At 43.8% G+C, this 19,241-nt stretch carries 16 protein-coding genes; 11 read left to right on the top strand and 5 right to left on the bottom strand.

Annotated elements, in window-relative coordinates; all coding sequences use genetic code 11:
* Positions 1–524: 524 nt before the first annotated feature.
* From ACX9NY_RS16820 to ACX9NY_RS16810, 3 genes are all read left to right on the top strand, one after another.
* Positions 525–1,538 (top strand): hypothetical protein, encoded by a 1,014-nt coding sequence (locus ACX9NY_RS16820; RefSeq protein WP_472473915.1) that lies wholly within the window; start codon positions 525–527, stop codon positions 1,536–1,538.
* A gap of 768 nt (positions 1,539–2,306) precedes the next feature.
* Positions 2,307–3,350 (top strand): flavin-containing monooxygenase, encoded by a 1,044-nt coding sequence (locus ACX9NY_RS16815; RefSeq protein WP_472473913.1) that lies wholly within the window; start codon positions 2,307–2,309, stop codon positions 3,348–3,350.
* An 88-nt stretch (positions 3,351–3,438) separates the two neighbouring features.
* A complete protein-coding gene (locus tag ACX9NY_RS16810) occupies positions 3,439–3,786 on the top strand; it encodes a hypothetical protein (protein ID WP_339259447.1) in 348 nt (115 codons plus the stop codon).
* A 124-nt stretch (positions 3,787–3,910) separates the two neighbouring features.
* Here ACX9NY_RS16810 and ACX9NY_RS16805 read toward each other — a convergent pair whose 3' ends face one another.
* Together ACX9NY_RS16805 and lacZ are read right to left on the bottom strand one after the other, a co-directional pair.
* A complete protein-coding gene (locus ACX9NY_RS16805; RefSeq protein WP_472473911.1) occupies positions 3,911–4,480 on the bottom strand; it encodes a hypothetical protein in 570 nt (189 codons plus the stop codon).
* Between the two features lie 401 nt (positions 4,481–4,881).
* A complete protein-coding gene (gene lacZ, locus ACX9NY_RS16800) occupies positions 4,882–8,001 on the bottom strand; it encodes a beta-galactosidase, LacZ type (RefSeq protein ID WP_472473909.1) in 3,120 nt (1,039 codons plus the stop codon).
* A gap of 126 nt (positions 8,002–8,127) precedes the next feature.
* On the opposite strand from lacZ, the gene ACX9NY_RS16795 reads away from it, so the two are divergent.
* Positions 8,128–8,961, top strand: a complete 834-nt coding sequence (locus ACX9NY_RS16795; protein WP_342572165.1) for an AraC family transcriptional regulator — start codon at positions 8,128–8,130, stop codon at positions 8,959–8,961.
* 5 nt (positions 8,962–8,966) lie between these two features.
* On the opposite strand, the gene ACX9NY_RS16790 is transcribed toward ACX9NY_RS16795, so the two are convergent.
* On the bottom strand, positions 8,967–11,021 hold the full coding sequence (locus tag ACX9NY_RS16790; RefSeq protein WP_472473907.1) for a helix-turn-helix domain-containing protein: 2,055 nt from the start codon (positions 11,019–11,021) through the stop codon (positions 8,967–8,969).
* A 497-nt stretch (positions 11,022–11,518) separates the two neighbouring features.
* Between ACX9NY_RS16790 and ACX9NY_RS16785 the strand changes: the two genes are divergently transcribed.
* The 7 genes from ACX9NY_RS16785 to ACX9NY_RS16755 all read left to right on the top strand — a co-directional run bounded on the left by ACX9NY_RS16785 (position 11,519) and on the right by ACX9NY_RS16755 (position 17,273).
* Entirely contained in the window at positions 11,519–12,739 is a 1,221-nt protein-coding gene (locus ACX9NY_RS16785) for a metal-dependent hydrolase family protein (protein ID WP_472473905.1), read from the top strand.
* A 62-nt stretch (positions 12,740–12,801) separates the two neighbouring features.
* A complete protein-coding gene (locus ACX9NY_RS16780; RefSeq protein ID WP_472473903.1) occupies positions 12,802–13,968 on the top strand; it encodes a hypothetical protein in 1,167 nt (388 codons plus the stop codon).
* 215 nt (positions 13,969–14,183) lie between these two features.
* On the top strand, positions 14,184–15,119 hold the full coding sequence (locus ACX9NY_RS16775; RefSeq protein ID WP_472473901.1) for a helix-turn-helix domain-containing protein: 936 nt from the start codon (positions 14,184–14,186) through the stop codon (positions 15,117–15,119).
* A gap of 31 nt (positions 15,120–15,150) precedes the next feature.
* Positions 15,151–15,639: a DinB family protein gene (locus ACX9NY_RS16770; RefSeq protein WP_472473899.1), complete on the top strand. Its 489-nt coding sequence runs from the start codon at positions 15,151–15,153 to the stop codon at positions 15,637–15,639.
* A 188-nt stretch (positions 15,640–15,827) separates the two neighbouring features.
* Positions 15,828–16,115: a hypothetical protein gene (locus ACX9NY_RS16765; RefSeq protein ID WP_339240332.1), complete on the top strand. Its 288-nt coding sequence runs from the start codon at positions 15,828–15,830 to the stop codon at positions 16,113–16,115.
* Positions 16,116–16,270: 155 nt separating this feature from the next.
* Positions 16,271–16,627 carry a DUF3021 family protein gene (locus ACX9NY_RS16760; RefSeq protein WP_339242952.1) on the top strand — a complete coding sequence of 119 codons (357 nt, stop codon included), beginning with the start codon at positions 16,271–16,273 and terminating at the stop codon, positions 16,625–16,627.
* Between the two features lie 127 nt (positions 16,628–16,754).
* The gene (locus ACX9NY_RS16755; RefSeq protein ID WP_339240333.1) at positions 16,755–17,273 is read left to right on the top strand and encodes a GNAT family N-acetyltransferase; all 519 of its coding nucleotides are present in this window, start codon (positions 16,755–16,757) and stop codon (positions 17,271–17,273) included.
* A 35-nt stretch (positions 17,274–17,308) separates the two neighbouring features.
* Here ACX9NY_RS16755 and ACX9NY_RS16750 read toward each other — a convergent pair whose 3' ends face one another.
* On the bottom strand, positions 17,309–18,553 hold the full coding sequence (locus ACX9NY_RS16750; protein WP_472473897.1) for a hypothetical protein: 1,245 nt from the start codon (positions 18,551–18,553) through the stop codon (positions 17,309–17,311).
* Between the two features lie 14 nt (positions 18,554–18,567).
* Complete coding sequence (locus tag ACX9NY_RS16745; RefSeq protein ID WP_339240335.1) at positions 18,568–18,918, bottom strand: hypothetical protein; 351 nt, start codon at positions 18,916–18,918, stop codon at positions 18,568–18,570.
* Between the last annotated feature and the right edge of the window lie 323 nt (positions 18,919–19,241).

Genomic DNA, 19,241 nt, shown 5'->3' with positions numbered 1-19,241 from the left:
ATGCATCATGGTTTCCCTTGATAAGAAACCATCAAAAAGAATAGACCATTCGTATTACTACGAATGGTCTATTCTTTAATTGTTTTCTAAGTGTTTAAAATAAGTTATAGATTCAAAAGCTACAACAAATATTTTTCAAACAGCTCCAAGTGCTCTTAAAATGACGTAACTCAGTATCAACTAGCTTGTAAACATCATCGGGAGTATTGATCTTATTAAATGTCAAATATTAATCACTTATAAAGTAATAATTCGTAATTATAGAAATTAAAACAGAAAGGGGAAGATGAGTATATAAAAGAACACTTCACAGATATAAAGATATACTGAAACGAAAATTTACACATATTTACAATTAACAATTCAGAAGATGAAGAGCACTTTCAAAAAAAGATGTTAGCTTAAAAGTATTACAAGACGATAAAGTGGGCATCAACTATTTCCATCACAATCTACTAAAAATTTCAATCAGTTATTATTAAATACTTGGGCGATGTTGATCAGATTAGGGAGGGCGTTTTGAATTGAAACAAAATTTATTTGCTACTGTTAGATACTTTCAATTAGAAGTAGCAAACACTTCATTGGATATAATGAGTGGATTGAGATTATCAAACAAAGAGGCTACAATAAGTCAAATTTTAAATAACACTGTAATTGAGAATATAGGTAAAATATCAGAAAAATCACTTAAGGATTCGATATACATTTTTTGCAATGGATCAGGAAAGCGGTCGATCTATGATAAATTAGATATTGTTGGAATTAAAGATGAAGATGAAATCTTTAATGTTGTTAAAGGAGTAATTCAAATTTTCTTTACATGTCTATGGTTAGTTAAAGATAATAGTGCTCATATAGATAGTATATTTCTTAATAATTATATAGAAAATGAAAATGAAACATTGGAACAAACGTTCCATCACATAACATACTTAATATTTTCAACCAGCAGAGGCGAATTACAAACAAACATGTTCACTATAGATGAAATTAAAAAAGCTCTATTCTACGTATCATGTTTTAAAGAAGTAGATTCTCTCGATGAAGTGGACAACATCAAGTTTGGGTATGGACTCTATAATGACTTACCTTATAATAATTATAGCAAGCTTTCTAGAGCACACACTTTAATATGTACAGCAAGAAAAAATTCTTTTATTCCAATTAAGATTTCATTTTACATTGCCACCCTAGAATGTCTATTTAATACAGGTTCAGGTGAAGTAACGCATATGGTTTGTGAAAGAACATCGTTATTCCTTGCTGGCGACTTAGAAACAAGAATAAAAAACTATCAGTTAATTAAAATAGCATATGATATACGTTCAAAATTTGTACATGGACACCAAGATATGACTTCAAAAAGAAAAACTAAGGAGTCTTTACAGCAAATATCAGAAAAATTGGATTCTTTAATTCGTCAACTAATGGTTTTAGTTATAACAGAAAAAAGAGAAATTCTACGATTAAATAATTCAAAGAATGAGGATAAAAATTCTATAAATCAGATGTTTTTAGAGTTAATCCTTGAATAACTATTAAGTCAATCAACAGTCGATGCATTCGAATAGTACAAATAGTGTTTTTCATGTAAAGAAACTTCACTGCGATTACAAGTTTAGGGATGAACTCGTTTAATGTACATATCTAAAACTGATGTAGAAAAAGTGCGGGATTGACTGAGTAAACACTTGTAGTGAAAAAGTCTAAAATCTTTATAGAATAAGCGCTCGAACATTATTGAAAGCATGCTTTAACCTACCCCAACAAAATGTGAACTAAGACGTGTATTCCCGCATTAGAAACATACGTTCCGAATAAATTTATGACTACCACACAAACTCGAAATTAAAGAGGTTTGTTACAAGTGTGGGACTGAACCCCTTTTGATTGACAAGAATCAAGACACCTTGTAGGCTTTAGCAACCGTCATCGGAATTTTATCTGAGACTGTTTGTTTAGTTTCGCTTGAATCCGAATGAAGTTTCAGAAGTTGATGTAGACTTAAAGAGTCTGTTCAACGATTGCCTTCGTTGTGCACCTAAGATCTTCGAGGTGGAACGTTTCAGACTTTAGTGTCGAACTAAACGGCTTACTGTGGGCATTATCAGCGGACATCCCTTATGGGATCTCATGGTACACTAAAATGAGCAAAGGCTCCCGTGAGGGAGTCTTTTTTATGTTGATTTTTTCAAAAAAGTACGGATGATTTCTTCTGTTGCTAAACAGCAAATTCTTAAGTAAAATAATATATGAACAAGCGCTCATATATTAATATATAAACTATATTGGAGATGATTCATATGTACGATGCATTGGTTATCGGAGCTGGGCAAGCAGGATTGGCAGCAGGTTACTATCTTCAGAGGTCGGGCTTAACCTTTGTAATCGTTGACGCTGCTTCATCTGTCGGGGAATCTTGGCGTAAACGGTACGATTCCTTGCGTCTTTTTACTCCACGAATGTATGATGGGTTACCGGGAATGCCGCTTGGTGGAAACGAAAATGATCTGCCAAGCAAAGATGAAATTGCAGATTATTTTGAAAGTTACGCCAAGCAAATGCATCTTCCCATAAAGTTAAACTGTTTAATCTCCCGTCTCTCCAAGCAAGATGAGGTGTACTATGCTGAAACCAATGATGAAATAATTGAAGCGCGCAATATTATCGTTGCCACAGGGCCTTTCCAGACCCCAAATGTTCCATCTTTTGCAAAGTCATTATCCGAGAGTGTAATTCAGCTTCATTCATCAGAGTATAAAAATATCTCTCAATTGCTCCCTGGCATAACAGTAGTTGTAGGCGGAGGGAATTCAGGCGCCCAAATCGCTGTAGAGTTAGCATCAGATGATAAACAAACCGTGTACATATCCATAGCTCGAAATATTACCTTTAGGCCATTGCATATTATGAAACGAAGTATATTCTGGTATTTCGAAAAGCTCGGAATATTACGTGCAAGTGCTGACCGTATGGTTGGAAAATGGTTGCGGAATCAGCCTGAGTACGTCTATGGCTATGCGTTAAAAGAATTGATGACCCAGGGGAAGGTCAACATGCGCCAACGTGCCATTAATGCGATAGATGACCGCATCCTATATGAGGATGGGAGTGAGACACGAATAGACAATATGATCTGGGCGACTGGATTTAAGCGAAATGATAGTTGGATCGATATCCATACTGCTTTTGATTCCAAAGGTGAAATGATACACGAGAGAGGCGTATCACCGGTTGCTGGACTGTACTATGTTGGACTACCTTGGCAAACATCTCGGGGCTCAGCACTGTTGGGATGGGTCAAGTACGATGCTCAGAAGATCATTAGTCATGTGATTCAAAGGTAAGACACATTATACTGGAGCAGATGCTGGGGATAATTAGGCAAATATCACATCTCACATTTTTGGGTATATTCCTAAAAGGAGGGATTTTATGAAATTATATAAACTGCCAATGATTCTTTGTATTATAGTGCTTGTATCTATTGTCTCAGCTTGTGGTGCGGATGATATCATCCGCGGAAAGAGCGATAACTGGAATATATCTCTTCAGAGATCGACAGGGATCTATACGATAACCTACATCGGTGATGAAAAGCGTATAAAAGATTTTGTGTTTGACCTTACGGGCAACAATTTATCACAACAGGGGAAATCACTTGATGAAGAAGGGGTACCGTTCACGATGTCGGGAACAATAACTGAGACGGAGAAAATGAAAGATCCGATTACCTTTAAAATGAGTTGGAACAATCAAAGCGAGACTATAACTTTTGAGTAAATCTCGCATGGCGGAGGTGTTCATCATTGGTTTGGTGGCAACCACTGAGTCAATCTATAGTACATAGAACATATCACCCGATAGGCCGTTCCTTCATGGAGCGGCCTTTTTACTCCAATGCATCTCACTTCGCAACAGTTATTTCAAAAGTAGATTGTTCATGATCCTGGATGCTGAAGCGATATTCCAATCCATTTCTAACCGTTGCCCCATCAAAATCTGACTGATTCACATCGCGATCCAATAGACCGATATCCTGAATGACATCTTGTGCATCGTTATACGTGTACTCACTATTGGTTGTGAGAATGAGCGTGGCCATAGCGGTCAAAAAAATTCCACCCGTTGGTTCTATGGTATCACCAGTATCATATAACGTGACTTCCTGTAAGCTCTCATCTGCATTCACTACACCAACCAGGCGCAATTCGTCATTGAACACATACTCGAAAGTGCTAGTAACCTGATTGGAAGACTCTTTCATATTCAAGCGGGTAATACTCAACCCATTCAGTCGGTATTTGCCCACGGCGCCATTAAACTTGTTTTTAAACTCTTCGGTAGTCATGTGGAAGCCTGAGGGACTCGTCTGATTTGCAGCTTCCTGTTCTTTGTCTGTGGTAACATTACCTGAATTTCGTTCCACTGTCTGATCTTGTCCAGTCTGAGCGGAGTTCGAAGATAAAGTCAGCATGCCATATAACCCTATTGAAGCCATTCCGAAGCATAGCACGGATAGAATAGTATGTCTTATCGTTATCCGGTTATGTTTGCGCATGGAGAGGATCATCAAAACAAGAAATCCCAAGAAAGGAAGTAAGCCAAGAATAAAGATGACTGTAAAAAGGTATTGCACATGCTCACCTCGTAGTAGACGGGTATTTGGAATAGTACTGTATCAAATGCTTAATAAGTGTGTCTCAACATCTGTGGCCCAAAATGATATATGTAGAATTGGGCCTATTCCAGCGGGCACAATTCCATTTGCGCCTCATTCATTATAATGGTTCCATCAAAAAGTTCAAACTTCCAATGCTCACTGTCCCCAACAAAAAAAAGCACTGCCGGCATACTGCCAGCAGTGCTTGCTTGATGTTATACAGGTCTTACCGTAAAGGTGAAGGAATACGCGCGGTTGGCCGGCAAGGTGTATTCAGCGTGGGTACGTGCGCCCCAGCTATCATCCCCGCCGACACCCATTTGTTTATAATTAATGCGGGCGACAGTCTGTGTACTCTGAGGTAATTTATACACATGATCATTGGCTTCGAGTTCCTCAGGTGTCCACGGCAACGCATTGATCTCAAATGGTATGTTGGCTTCAACGTGCAGGCCACTTTGACCATCCGTTGACGTGATTTCAGCAAAGCGTACATCGGTTTTGTTACCACACTCTTGTGGTTTCAGGTATGGAACGAATTGATCTCGAACCGCACCTGTGTAATAGCCGAGACGTGCACTGGTTAGGCGGTCTGCGTAATTGTCATGCGGGCCTCTGCCGTACCAAGAGATTGTATCCAGGCTGTTACTCAGTTGCAGCAACATGCCGAACTCTGGTAGATCAGGTAGGCCCTCGCCTGGAATAAGCGTTTGACTGATTTCCAATACACCATCCATATCAATACGGTACGAGATGGACAACGTACATCCCGGATGTTGATCCCACGTATGATCGGTCGTCACGAGAATGCCTTGTTCGTCTGAATGGTGTTCAAAGCGAATTAATCTACTGGTAGCGTGAGCATCTCTCCAGAAAGCAGAACGCATATTCAGCTTGTTCCCCATATCGTTGTCTGTCATGGCTCTCCAGAAATTCGGCCGGATCGGTGCCAGCAATTGTTCCTGATTGTTGATCTGATAAGACGTTAACACGCCAGTAGTCGGGTTAAAGCTCAACGTGACTTGCCCTGTAGCTACTTTCAATTCATCTTGCAGTTCCTGTACCTGTGGTGAATTGCCTTGTCCTTGGTGTACCGGTTGGATTGGACGCAGTCGCGGAGATACCACGAACTGATCCCAGGCAATTTCGTGACCGACTCCTGCCCATTTGGTTGCGACTTTGGTTACCAGAGATACAGTCAGCACCGCTTCCTGGAACAGATCGGATGATGGCGTGTAAGGGATACGCACTTCAGCTGATTCGCCAGGCGGTACCGCGATGTCCAACGTGCCGTTCTCTACGGATACACCATCGTGTGTTACTGTCCATACGAGCGAATATTCGCTCAGATTCGTGAACAGGAACTGGTTTCTTATACGCAGCAGGCCGTCTTTGACATCAATAGCCTCCATACGAACGTTCTGATAACATTTCTTCACTTCTTCCAGCTTCGGTGTAACCGTCTTATCGGCCAGAATCAGTCCGTTTCCGCAGAAATTGCCATCATGAGGGGATTCGCCGAAATCTCCGCCGTATGCGAGATATTCTATACCGTCTGCCGTCGTGGTACGAATGGACTGATCGACCCAGTCCCAGATGAATGCACCTTGCAACACATCATATTTATCGAACAATTCCCAATACAGATGCAGGCCGCCGCAGGAGTTACCCATGGCATGGCTGTATTCACAGATAATATAAGGTTTCTTCGGTCCTTGCATGCGAGCATAATTCTCCACATCCTCAGGACTGATATACATCGTCGATTCAATGTCGCTTGCCGAATCGGAAGGGCGATAATGGAATGTCCCTTCATAATGAACGAGACGGGTCGGATCGACTTGTTTCAGATAATCGTACATGGCGATGAAGTTATCGCCGCCGAAGGACTCGTTACCCAGAGACCAGATAATAACGGAAGGATGGTTTTTGTCCCGCTGGAACATCGAGTTACAGCGATCGATGACGTTGTTACGCCATTCCGGTTTGCTTGCCGGGATGTTGTTCTCATTCATTTCCTTTTGCCCATAGTACCAGGTGCCGTGAGTCTCCAGATTCGTTTCATCAATGACATAGAGGCCATATTCATCACACAGTTCGTACCAGAGTGACTGATTCGGATAATGGGATGTACGCACAGCGTTAACGTTATAGGACTTCATCAGCTCGATGTCACGGACCATGTCTTCCCGACCAATGGCTCGACCTGTATCCGGGGAAAATTCATGACGATTCACGCCCTTGAATACAATGCGTTTGCCGTTGATTTGCATCAGGCCATCCTTGAGTTCAAACTTGCGGAATCCGATCCGGCTGCGAACCGCTTCCAGCGTTTCGCCTGATTCATTCTGAATGGACAGCACAAGTGTATACAGATGAGGAGTCTCGGCGCTCCATAGAAGCGGCTGGATAACCTCTGCTGACAATTGGAATGAAAGTTCATCCTCACCCTGGAAAGTGACCGCCGCAGTAAGTGGTTGCTTCAATACAGTCTGCTGTTGTGCATCATAGAGCTGTGCCTGAACGGACAATCCGGCTGTGGTCTGCACCGCGTTATGATTGAATAATTTTACATCCAGCAGCAGCTCCGCATCCTGATAGGCATCATCCAGTTCAGTGCGAACAAAGAAATCGGCGATCTGAACCGGTGAAGGTGAATGCAGGTATACACCACGGAATATGCCGCTTAGCCGCCAGAAATCCTGATTCTCCAGCCAGCTCGCATCACACCATCGATATACCTCCACAGCCAGCTTGTTTTCACCTTCCGTCAGATATGCAGTGATATCGAATTCTGCGGGTGTGAACGTGTCTTCGCTATAACCGACGAGCTCCCCGTTAACCCATACATAAAAGGCGGATTCAACGCCCTCAAAGTGCAGCAGAACAGGCCGGTCTTTCCAGTCTGCAGGAACCGTAAACGTACGGATGTACGAACCCACCGGATTATAAGTCGTTGGTGCAAAGGGTGGCTTCAATTCAGGCTCACGCTCGACCCACGGATACGTCATATTTGTATATTGGGGATAATCGTAACCTTGTAGCTGCCAGTTGGAAGGAACGGCGATCTCGTCCCAGTCACTGGCATCATAGTTGTTCTCATAAAAGGAAGAGATCCGTTGCTCCGGTGTCTCCGCAAAGGCAAACTTCCACTGACCATTCAGTGATGCGTACCATGGCGATGCGCTGGATTCATTGGATAACGCTTCTGCTACAGATGGAAACGCTACCATAGACGCATGTGCGGGTAGACGGCCTACTTGAAAAGTCTCAGGATTGTTGTTCCATTCCGGGTATCCATTAGCCGGAGGGGTGTATACCAATTTGTTTCGCATAACAGCAACTCCTTCTGAAATGTTATAATATTGTCATTATAGAATTGAATGATGACTTAGAGAATAAAGAATATTGCCCATATATATCACAATATGAAACTAACGATGGAGAAAGGGGGGGACTGGATGGATACCCGGATTTTTTTTGGTAAAACAGAAGAAGCTGCTCGCCTGCCCATCTATATGACCACGGTTGGTTACTGGGAACACCAATATGAAACCGAGCGTCCAGAGGGATTCCCGGATTATCAGATCCATCAGATTATTCATGGCCAGGGGAGACTGATTATACAGGAAGAAGAGTATATCGTCAGCCCGGGAGACGTTTTCTTTCTGTATCCTGATATTCCGCATCGATATATGCCCATCAGTGATCGTTGGGAGCTGGCTTGGGTGTCGTTCCAGGGGAGAGAGGCCAGCCAGTTATTATCTTACGCGGGGATAACCGGTTCAAGCGTGTGCAGACTCAGAAAAGCCACGCTGTTACGTGGCCTGGAGCAACTTCTGGTTAGAGGAGAGCATGGGGATACGACGGATTACGCAGATTACGATGTGGAATGCTCCAAACAATTATATGCCCTGCTGCTGGATCTAAAGCCAATGCTCATCGCTTCCGCCAATTATAATGATGAACTGGAGCGATTGAAGCCTGTGCTGCGTTATATTGCAGAGCATCTGGATCGTTCACTTTCACTGAAGGAACTGGCCGATGTGGCTGTAGTATCTCCCCAATATTTGTGCAGGCTGTTTCAGAAGGCGCTCCATATCAGGCCTGTATTTTACGTGAACCAAGAACGGATCAATCGGAGCAAACAACTTATGTTCAGTGAAAGAGAGCTGCGAATCTATGAAGTGGCTGATCGAGTGGGTTACGAGAACGCCAGTTATTTCTGTGCGATGTTCAAACGGCATACAGGCATGAGTCCCGAACGTTTTCGCAAACTGCATGGACTGAATTGATGAAGTTACAATTTTGATGCTCCACCTGCCCTAGGGGCAACAGAGTACACATCACTTAAATGACATGCCAGATACACCTTCATCCAACCCTCGGAATCGTTCAGATCCACGCGTAGAATCTCCTCTATTTTGCGCAGACGCAGGTACAGCGTATTGGTATGAATATGAAGACGTTCGGCTGTGACTTGCACAGATCGATTTGCGGCAATGTAGGTTTTGAGTGTGAGTTCAAGCTCTCCTGATTTTTGCTGTTGAAGAGGCGACAGAATTTCATCAATGTAGTTCTCAATATCAGACGGTTCCTGATTCAGAAACAGCCGATTGATCCCGATTTCTTCGTAGAGCATCAGGCCCGCTTTGTTTTGTTTCAGCAAAAAGGATAACGAGCGTGTAGCCTCGTCATTGCTTTTGGACACGTACTCAAGCCCTTGATAAAGTCCGCCGATACCGATAGATAGGGCAGGGGTTTTGGAGGTGGTCCATTTCTCTACAGCCGATTCCAGCCTGCTGATGATCCAATGTCTGACCTTGGGCTCGGGTGCCGCAGCCAGAATCGTAATTTTGTGATGTGCACTGAACAACAGATGTTCACGGGTGCCTAGTTCCTTTTCGATAAAACCAATCAATTTGCGCACCCAATTTTCAGTGGTTTTCATATCGGGATGTTCCCCATAGAGCTGCAATTGTGCGACGAACAAGGACTGATGGGCTGGCAATTGAAAGCTGGAAAGTCGTGCCTCCAACTGCTGTGGATCTCTATATTGCACCAGATCGCTGAAGAAATCCTGGTTTTTTCGATAGGACATTTCAGTGAGGGAGTAGGTGTTCATCATCTCCAGCATGACAATAGCTCCGCCTTGCTCCAAAATCACATGATCCAGCTGACCTAACGGATGATCTAATTGGATGGCAAAACAGCCAAGCATCAGAGATCCGTTCACAATCGGATACAGGTAATAATCGCTTTGATCCGTTCCCCCGGATAAGATGATGGGGTTAAACTGACTGTCCAGAGCAGTGTATATATCTAGCTCACTTAACAAGACACTTTCTGGGAGAACGGGGTACCAGTCATTTCTGGCCATGTCCACATAATAGGTAGGAAGCTTCAACATCGACCCAACCGTCTCAATGATATGTTCAAGGCTCACATGTTCAATGGAAAGGGCCGTGAATTGATTATGAATTTCATTGCGGCTAACGAGATATCGGTTCGTTTCCAGCAGTTCTGAATACATGGTGGCATTGGAGATCGCAATGGCTGCCTGATCCGCGAATCCCTGCATCACATTCAGATCATGTGGGGCAAATCGTCTGTGTTGTTCAAATTGGTATACCAGCATCACTCCGATTTTATGGGTGTTCATCGTCACAGGAACGGCGATAAGCCCTTTCGCCATAACACCATCAGGCAATGAACGTACAATGATATCCGCATTCTCCTGACTGACATTGCCCATATCCTTAAAGGCATCATCCGGTGTGCTGTACATTCGGCCAATGCCTTCCTCGTATACTTTTCCCGTAATGCCCTCATCCAGCTCGCCCTGATATTGATACACACTATCCTGAAAACCGACCTTGGCTCTAGGGATCATCTTGCCAGAGTCCGGATCAACCATCATGAACAGTCCACAGGAAAGAGAAGGGATGACATGCAGTGCATTCTCCATGATTTTGAATAACAAGTCGTTCAACTCCAGGGAACAGGTCAGCTCCCGCAGTCCGGTCAACCATCGATCATTGTGTGCACGTTCCATCTCAATCTGCTGCTTCAGCAGTCCTTCCCGAATCAAGGACTCCAGACGTTCACTTTGTAGCAGGGTGAGTTGTTTCTGGGTATCGATCACCACACGAATCTTGATATTGGACAGAAAATCAAACGTATACCTGAGAATCTTCCAGGATGGCTCGATCTGTTCTTGATCTGTATATTCAGGTACCTCTCCTTCGCGCAGCCAGTTATTCCATTGGAAATCGTATTCGTCCTTCATCCAGATTCCGTACGAAGCAGATCCAAAGACCTTAACCATAAATGAGCGAACTGCTTCATGAATCATAGCAAACGTACTCCTTTCGTGTTCACACGGTGGCAAATGCTTACATATATAACATGACCTTCACTATGCTGTGTAATTTATATTCGATATTGTGTATATCACCATAATAAATATCAAAATGCTGTTGTTATCAACAATGACATTATACATTTGCAACTTATATAATGTCATTAACTTTAACACTATACAATTTCATCGTAGTACAGCAATAGAGTTATAAGTCAAACGTGTACACGTAATATTGAAGTTCAACTTAACTTTTTACACGAGAACGGAGAGGACAGAAATAACGTGAAGAAGCAAAGCGTTCGCCTAAAAGCTTTCTGAAAGAAAGCTGCTTCGGAAGCATACGCTATCCCCGGATTTTCCCTTTGGAGAAGGGGATCAAAAAAATCTGGGGATAACAGTGATCGGAAGGTTATTCTGTCATCGGAGTGGAAGTGTAAATATTCTTTAATTGAACTGACAACCAAGTCTGAAAATGAGGTGGAGTACAGATGAGTCAAATTACTGCTTTTGTAGGTGCATTGTTGATTGATGGACAAGGTGGAGAGCCTGTTTCCGATAGTGTGGTCCTGGTTGAGAACGGAAAATTCATAGCTGCGGGTGCGAAGGCGACCGTTCCAGTTCCGGAAAGTGCCAAGCTTGTTGATGTAACAGGCAAAACGGTGATGCCCGGATTAATTGATGCCCATGTCCACGTGCATGGAGCCAAAAACCTGAATATGGCTGCGGTGGCGCTGGAAGCCAATGAACTTCAGATGGGGAGAGCACTTCAGGATCTGCCGAAGCTGATCAACGCGGGTTTTACAACCGTCAGGGATGTAGGCAGCCACGTTGCTGTGTACATTCGTGACCTGATCAAGGAAGGTGTGGTGAAGGGGCCGCGAATTAAAACATCCCGTCATATGCTCTCTCAGACGGGTGGACATGCAGATATTCATATGATTCCAACGGAACTGAATATGTTTACCGTGTGTGACGGCGTTCCCGAAGTGATTAAGGCAACACGTACGCAGTTCCGTGAAGGGGCGGATTTCATTAAAGTGTGTTCCACAGGCGGGGTGCTTTCGGAGAAAGATGACCCTCGCTGGTCGCAATTCCGCTTGGATGAGCTGAAGGCGATCGTGTATGAAGCGGAAGCGGTACAGTCATATGTGGCTGCACATGCGCAAGGTACACAGGGGATCAAAAATGCGCTGGAAGCGGGCGTGCGCACGATTGAACACGGAATCTACATTGATGAAGAAGGTATTAGCATGATGCTGGATCAAAAGGCGGTTCTGGTTCCAACGTTGGCCATTGTACATCGGATTATCAAAGAAGGGCATAAATACGGTGTTCCCGAATTTGGCATCCGCAAAGCCAAAAGTGTATATCAGGAGCATATTGAGAACATGATTATTGCGCGTAAGGCAGGCGTAACCATTGCAGTAGGGACAGATTTCTGCACGTGTGCACCTGTTGAGCATGGCGGGAATGCACTCGAACTGCGATTGCTTGTGGAAGATGTTGGATTTACGCCGATGGAAGCGATCGTGGCTGCAACACGAGATGCAGCAAGAGCGATGCAGATGGAAGCGGAGATTGGGACGATTGAGCCGGGGAAAGCTGCTGATCTGCTGGTATTAAATATGAATCCGTTAACGGATATCGGACTGCTCGAAAACACAGAGAATATCGAACAGGTCTATTTATCAGGTGAACGCTTGAAATAAGAAAGAGAAAGATGGTTCTGCGTGTACTGCACTGACAACATAGAGAATGGGGAGAAGCCACCATGTTTAGTCAACCGATATATATCGCCACGGTATTACTTGTTATTTTAGCTATAGGGGAACTGGTTTCGATCTGGTCCAAAGCACGAATTCCTTCCTTGCTTGTGATTCTGATTGGATATTTGCTGCTGAACTGGGCGGGGTTATTTCCCAAAGGAGTAGTATCGAGCTCCGCTCTCACTGCGTTCGGGGCTCTCATGGTGGCTCCGCTGATTGTACACATGGGCACATTAATACCGCTGAAGTTAATACGTTCCCAATATAAAGCAATACTGATCTCTTTGTTCGCCTCACTCACGGCGACAGGTCTTATCCTGTTAATCGTATCACCGTTCTATGGTTATCCTACCGCTGTTGCCGGATCAAGTCCGGTTGTCGGTGGCATTATCTCATATCTGATCACAACGACGAAGTTGCAGGAGATGAACTTGGGGCATCTGATTACGATACCAGCCGTTATTCTGGGAATTCACTCTCTCGTGGGAATGCCGATTGCAACCAACATGCTGCGCAGATATGCGCTGAAACTACAGAAACAGGGTGCTTTTGAGAACAGGGTTGCAGGCGAATCCAATGTGAACATTAAAGAAGCGAATGCCAAAATATTCCTTCCACAACGTTTCCAAACCGCACCTATTCTGCTGTTGCTTTTGTTCATTATGGGCAGTCTCTCCATTTATCTAGGCAATGTAACCGGACTTAGCTACAGTATCTGGGCTCTGTTGCTTGGGGTGCTAGGACATCTGATTGGACTATTCCCATCTCGTATTCTGGATAAAGCAAGTACATCGGGGATTGCCATGACAGGTCTGATCGTAGTCGTGATGACAAGTATGGAGTCGATCACTTTCGATGCGGTGGTTAGTTCCATTATTCCGGTGTTATTCATTATCGCAATCGGTGTAGTTGGGGTGCTAATCGGTGGATTTGTCGGTTCCAAGCTGTTCAAATGGGACCCGCTCAAAGGTCTGCCTGTAGCACTGACCGCACTATTCGGTTTTCCGGGGGACTATATTATCTGTGAGGAAGTAAGCCGTTCGGTTGGACGTGATGAAAATGAACGCAAAGCCATCCTCGATGAGATTTTAACGCCAATGCTGGTGGGTGGATTCACAACAGTCACAACAGCATCTGTGTTAATTGCGTCCATACTGATCAAGACACTTTAGAAAAATTGATGTTCTTTTCATCCCAATTTCAGTTTCTATTAAGGTTACGGAGGTAAGATAAGTCTTGTAAACCCCTTCTCGTGTTAAATAGATGTGTGACTGGCCCTATCGGATTGTCCTCCGGTAGGGCACTTTTTTTCTTCCTTTGTGCGGTTGATGGTATGATAGATGAATACATAATGTGTAACCAACTCTAGTGATCGGAGGATTGCATAGTGGATCACAGCTTGCACCCGTTGTTTAAGCCGATTCAGATGAATGGAACGTATTTGAACAGTTATTATGTTGAGAAAATACCTGCTACTGGCTTAATGGCATATGTGGCCTGTTATTGGGAATCGGGATCTCTTTCAAGCACACGCAGGGATGTTGCTAAGGGAGCAGGTCGAGATCAGTCGGTGATATCTGTACCTGCCCGAGTATTGCCTGATGGTTGCACGGACATGCTGATTACATATGATCACGTCCGTTCAAAGTACGCCTATGCATATTGTGGCAATTATACACAGCCATTCACTATACCTGAGCCATCTGATGATGGTCCTCCTGCTGGAGATTATACTTTTGGTGTCCGGTTCTTCCCAGGTGGAGCGCATATCTTCCATGGCATGCCTCTGGAGTGGTTTACGGATAAGCGAGTTGCCCTTCAGGAATGTTGGCCGGAGGGGCTGAACGAGCTTCAGGAACGGATGGCTGAAACGAATAGTTTTGCAGAACGGGTAGAGGTCATGAACGCATATTTGAATCCGTTGTCCGTGCAGACCAGCACATCTGAGAACGATCTGATGAAAAACGTGTTGCACCGTATTTTTATAGATGGGGGACGTATGAGTGTCCAGGAGCTGGCAATGCGTGAAGTGATCAGTGAACGGCAGTTGCATCGCAGATTCTCGGAATGGGTCGGAATCAGCCCCAAGCGATTCAGCGAGGTGGTTCGTTTTCATCGTGTACTGAGCGATATTCATCAGGGGAACACGGCAGACTGGGCCATGCTTGCCCAGAATCATGGTTTTTTTGACCAAGCCCATCTGATTCGGCAATTTCGCAAGTTTTATGGAGAGACTCCGTTGACGGCAGCCAGAGAGCATGGCAGGATGTTGTCCGATTTGTACAATAGATCTGTAGAGTCTTCAGTTATACTAAGATCATGAGTGAGAATAAAAGATAAGGGAGACATCATATATGAATGGAACATTGCAGATTCGGGATCATTTGTTAACTGAACTGGAAACAGGAGTACGGACAGGGGCTTCGTTAATTCGATTGATCCGTCCGGAGGATTGGTCGTATCGTCCACAGGAGAATATGCGTTCATTGGTGGAGCTTGTACATCATTTTATCCAGATTACCGCATCGGACCTTGCCATCATGCAGGAAAAAGATGAAGCTGAGGTTGGACTGGTAGAGAATAGCCTGTCGGGGACTCAGGATATCGAGGAGCTTGAAGCAACATTGTGGAGTAATTTCGAATCCTACAAAGCCTATATCACGGGATTAAGCGAAGAAGATTATCTGAACCGCTCTACCAAAGCTTTCTATATGGAACACGGTCACTTGCAGGCACAATGGCAGATTGAAACGTTAACGCATGTATTCCATCACCGCTCGCAGCTCTATAATTATCTGAAGCAGCAGGGCCATGAATTAAATTTCTTCATGCTGTATTCGTAGTTAAATCTGTAATATTAAAGTAAGAGTAGTTGGCTCCATCGGACGTTCCGGTGGGGCTTTTGGCGTACAGTGGTCTATTAATCTATGAAGTCTATCAAAAATGGACACTATGACAAGGGTAATTCACCGTTGCTTTAATAGATTTCAAGCATAGAATAACGTATCAAAGCAAAAGGAGGTGATTTCAAATGGCCATCCTTTTACCGCAACAGATTTACAATCTGGATCCAAGTGTGGGCAAGTCGTATTACGAAGATCTGACTGGAGGAACCAATGCGAGTATTACGGTTAATAACTTTGGTCCGTTCGCAGTTGACCTGGTTGTTACTCGTGTGAATGCACCGGTAATCACGTATTTGATCCCTGCTGGCAACAGCCTTACACTGTCTGTAGATTTGCTGCTCGTCGCTGCGTTATTGACCAGTGCAGCTGGTGCATCTACGGGTACGATTCAAATTGCAACATCTGATTTCTAATGATGTAATGTACTTGTTGAACCTCTGTCGGACATCTTGTCGACAGGGGTTTTTCTTTTTTTTGGTGAATAAACATAGATTTAAAGTAATATGGACTATGTAAGTTCAAATAATGAACTAATTTTTCTTCAAGAAAGAAGGTGAGAATCTTGGTTATGAAAGCACTCTTAAGAGGTGGAATACCATTCGTCATTATGAGCGTTATTGCTCTATTACTTTATTCTCAAGGGAAGTTTTCTGATGCTAAAGGTACATTTGTTGCAAGCCTAATCGCTCTTTTTATCGGTGCTGCATCCGTTATCTATAACATAGAACATTGGAGTTTGACTAAACAAAGCGCTGTTCATTTTATGGTGATGGTTGTAACAATTTATCCTATCCTTATATTAAGTGGCTGGTTTACGATTACATCTGTAGCCGATGCATTTATAATTTTTTTGATTTTTATTTTTGTTGGGCTCATTCTATGGTCTGCACTGTTTGCATTAGCCAAAATTTTTTCTTGGTCATAATAAATGCGTATTACCTTTAAACTTTAGTAGTGCTTTATACAGGTTTGTTTACTTTGGCAGTTATTCGATTAATTTAAGGTATAGACGGCACACAGTCTTGTGTTGGCATACAGGAGGTTAGTCGATAATGAACAGAACCATTTTATTTGAAACCGAACGGCTGGAGTGTGCGACGTGGAACGAAGGGGATCGTGCACTGGCATTTGCGCTTTGGGGTGATCATGAGGTTGCCAAATGGATTAGCAGCAATGGATCATTGAGTGAGGATGAAGTAGAAGCGAGATTAACACAGGAGATTCAAAGGCAACAGGAAGCGGGGGTGCAGTATTGGCCTTTCTTTGAGAAAGAGTCGGAGGTGTTTGTTGGTTGCTGCGGTCTGCGTCCGTATTCGCCAGAAGAGGATATCTATGAACTGGGATTTCATCTAACCCGGGATCACTGGGGGAAAGGGTATGCGCAGGAAGCTGCACAGGCGGTGATTGATTATGCGTTTGACGAAAAGAACGTGAAGGCACTGTTTGCCGGACATCATCCGGATAATGAAGTGTCACGTCATATCTTGATCAAGCTGGGATTCGAGTATACAGGTGATGAACGCTATGAACCCACCGGAAATATGCATCCATCATATATGCTGCGAAAATAAGAAACCCCTGACCAATGGAGGACAGGGATGGTTTGTTAGGCGATGCTGAATAATACGGTTTTGGTTCCCACAAGTGTAGAGCCGCTGTTCACAAAATAATAGTTGGAGGCGGTATCCAGTGTTAAAGGACCTGTCCAGGTAATCGTCCCAAATTGACTGCTGAATATGCCTGTTGGCGGGACGTCACTCAAGGCGAGTGTAACTGTCACATTGCCATTCATTGTGGAATTGGTAATGTGAGAGTATCCTCTAACGTTAATGGTACTGTCTGACACACTGTCTACCATACGTTGAATATTCAAACCGGTATGGACCATGGTGTTGATGCGACTGTGATACAGGTACGTGTTCAGATTGCCCATATGACCGGATTGTACGATATTACCCACGACTCTGGCATTGAGCAGTTGAAACTCAATGGTTGTGAACGGGTCAACCGGAGCAACGTTCTGAAAAATGACATCGCCGCTTATAATGGCCCCGTCAGTATAGTTGGTGTGTGTGCTGACGGACGTGCCGTCATTAAACGTTCCTATGACCGTAACAGGACGAGCATCAAATGCAGGTCCTTGAACCAGATAGACATCTTCTGCAGCCTGGCTCGTTTGGATCGTGACGTTGCGGGGGATGGAAGAAGCAAAGTTGGCCAGATCAGAGTTGCCCAGTTGCCATGGACCTAGACCCAGAAGCTGCACATGCCTTGCTGGTGGAATGACAATATCCTCATTGAAGGATGAATTGCCAGCAATGAGAATAATTAGACGGGCTCTCATGCCAAAAGTAACCGCAAGTGGACTATTTGTCGCTGCATCAATAGCAGCCTGGAGAGAATTAAAGGGATCAAAAGGTGATCCGGTGCCCGGTCCTGGAGCACTCGAATCAGCCCAGTAGATCGTCTGTCCCCACTCGAAGTTGGGAGTTCCGCCTTCAGCACCAAGTAACTCAGAAGTTACCAGTCGGTGGGCAGCGACCAATTGTCCAGTGTTATTTTTACCCCACATGGAAACGTCGGTTGAGCTTTCTGCCAAGCCGCTGGTAGTGAAAACAAACTCAAAGCCATCCAGGTTTGCAAAATAACTTTTGGTGAAGACTTCATTGGGAGCAAGTGAGATGGATTCCAGTACATACAAGGTTCGCGTTCCGTTCAGCGCATATCCTTCGATCAGAACAGTTGAGGCGTTGACTGGATCTTCGTTATCAATTTTGATAGTAACCGATTGGGTGAGTCTTGATCCGGCTACCAGGTTGTTCTCAATGGGACCAGATGAGATTGTGGCCATTTTTTTTCCCCCTTTTATAGAGATAGTTCTTTTGAAACAATGCGGTGTGCGGTAACGATTTGCCCAGTGTTGTTTTTGCCCCATACTGAAATTTCGGTTAGCGCAGCCGCACCTCCACCCGTGGTAAATACATATTCGTATCCATCCAGGTTGGCGTAATAGGTTTGGGAGAACACTTGTCCGGGATTCAGATTGACCGATTGTTGAACATACAATGTCCGCGTTCCATTTAGAGAATAACCTTCAATGAGTATATTGGATGTATTAATGGAATCAGTGTTGACCATTTTGATGGTGACTTGTTGCGTAGGCCTGCTGCCACCAGAGAGGTTATTCTCGATTGGGCCGGTAGAAAGAACTGCCATAGGTTCATCTCCTTTTTTATGAATGTCTTTTCCTGAGAAAAGCTAGAATAGCATATGCTAGAGTAGACAAAATAGTTTGGACTGAGAGACATATGTACTGAAAGTAAAGAAGATACTGAACCCCTGTCTCAAGAGAGGATATATGTTTTCATGCTTTTTTTATTTCGCTTTCAGCTTCTATTAAGGTAGCGGAGGTATGATAACTCTTGTAAACCCCTTCTCGTGTTAAATAGATGTGTGACTGACCCCGCCGGGCGCCGGTGGGGTATTTTTTTGTTTTATTTTCAAATAAACAAAACTAAACAAAAATAAATAAAAGATTA

The organism is Paenibacillus sp. CB74 (genome assembly GCF_055687625.1).
This window is presented reverse-complemented; position numbering and strand designations above follow the sequence as displayed.

Bases quoted from the DNA above. Each gene is read 5' to 3' on its own strand.
- ACX9NY_RS16815 (WP_472473913.1), top strand. From the start codon at position 2,307: ATGTACGATGCATTGGTTATCGGAGCTGGGCAAGCAGGATTGGCAGCA.
- ACX9NY_RS16810 (WP_339259447.1), top strand. From the start codon at position 3,439: ATGAAATTATATAAACTGCCAATGATTCTTTGTATTATAGTGCTTGTA.
- ACX9NY_RS16805 (WP_472473911.1), bottom strand. From the start codon at position 4,480: ATGCTGACTTTATCTTCGAACTCCGCTCAGACTGGACAAGATCAGACA.
- lacZ (WP_472473909.1), bottom strand. From the start codon at position 8,001: ATGCGAAACAAATTGGTATACACCCCTCCGGCTAATGGATACCCGGAA.
- ACX9NY_RS16795 (WP_342572165.1), top strand. From the start codon at position 8,128: ATGGATACCCGGATTTTTTTTGGTAAAACAGAAGAAGCTGCTCGCCTG.
- ACX9NY_RS16790 (WP_472473907.1), bottom strand. From the start codon at position 11,021: ATGATTCATGAAGCAGTTCGCTCATTTATGGTTAAGGTCTTTGGATCT.
- ACX9NY_RS16785 (WP_472473905.1), top strand. From the start codon at position 11,519: ATGAGTCAAATTACTGCTTTTGTAGGTGCATTGTTGATTGATGGACAA.
- ACX9NY_RS16780 (WP_472473903.1), top strand. From the start codon at position 12,802: ATGTTTAGTCAACCGATATATATCGCCACGGTATTACTTGTTATTTTA.
- ACX9NY_RS16770 (WP_472473899.1), top strand. From the start codon at position 15,151: ATGAATGGAACATTGCAGATTCGGGATCATTTGTTAACTGAACTGGAA.
- ACX9NY_RS16765 (WP_339240332.1), top strand. From the start codon at position 15,828: ATGGCCATCCTTTTACCGCAACAGATTTACAATCTGGATCCAAGTGTG.
- ACX9NY_RS16760 (WP_339242952.1), top strand. From the start codon at position 16,271: ATGAAAGCACTCTTAAGAGGTGGAATACCATTCGTCATTATGAGCGTT.
- ACX9NY_RS16755 (WP_339240333.1), top strand. From the start codon at position 16,755: ATGAACAGAACCATTTTATTTGAAACCGAACGGCTGGAGTGTGCGACG.
- ACX9NY_RS16750 (WP_472473897.1), bottom strand. From the start codon at position 18,553: ATGGCCACAATCTCATCTGGTCCCATTGAGAACAACCTGGTAGCCGGA.
- ACX9NY_RS16745 (WP_339240335.1), bottom strand. From the start codon at position 18,918: ATGGCAGTTCTTTCTACCGGCCCAATCGAGAATAACCTCTCTGGTGGC.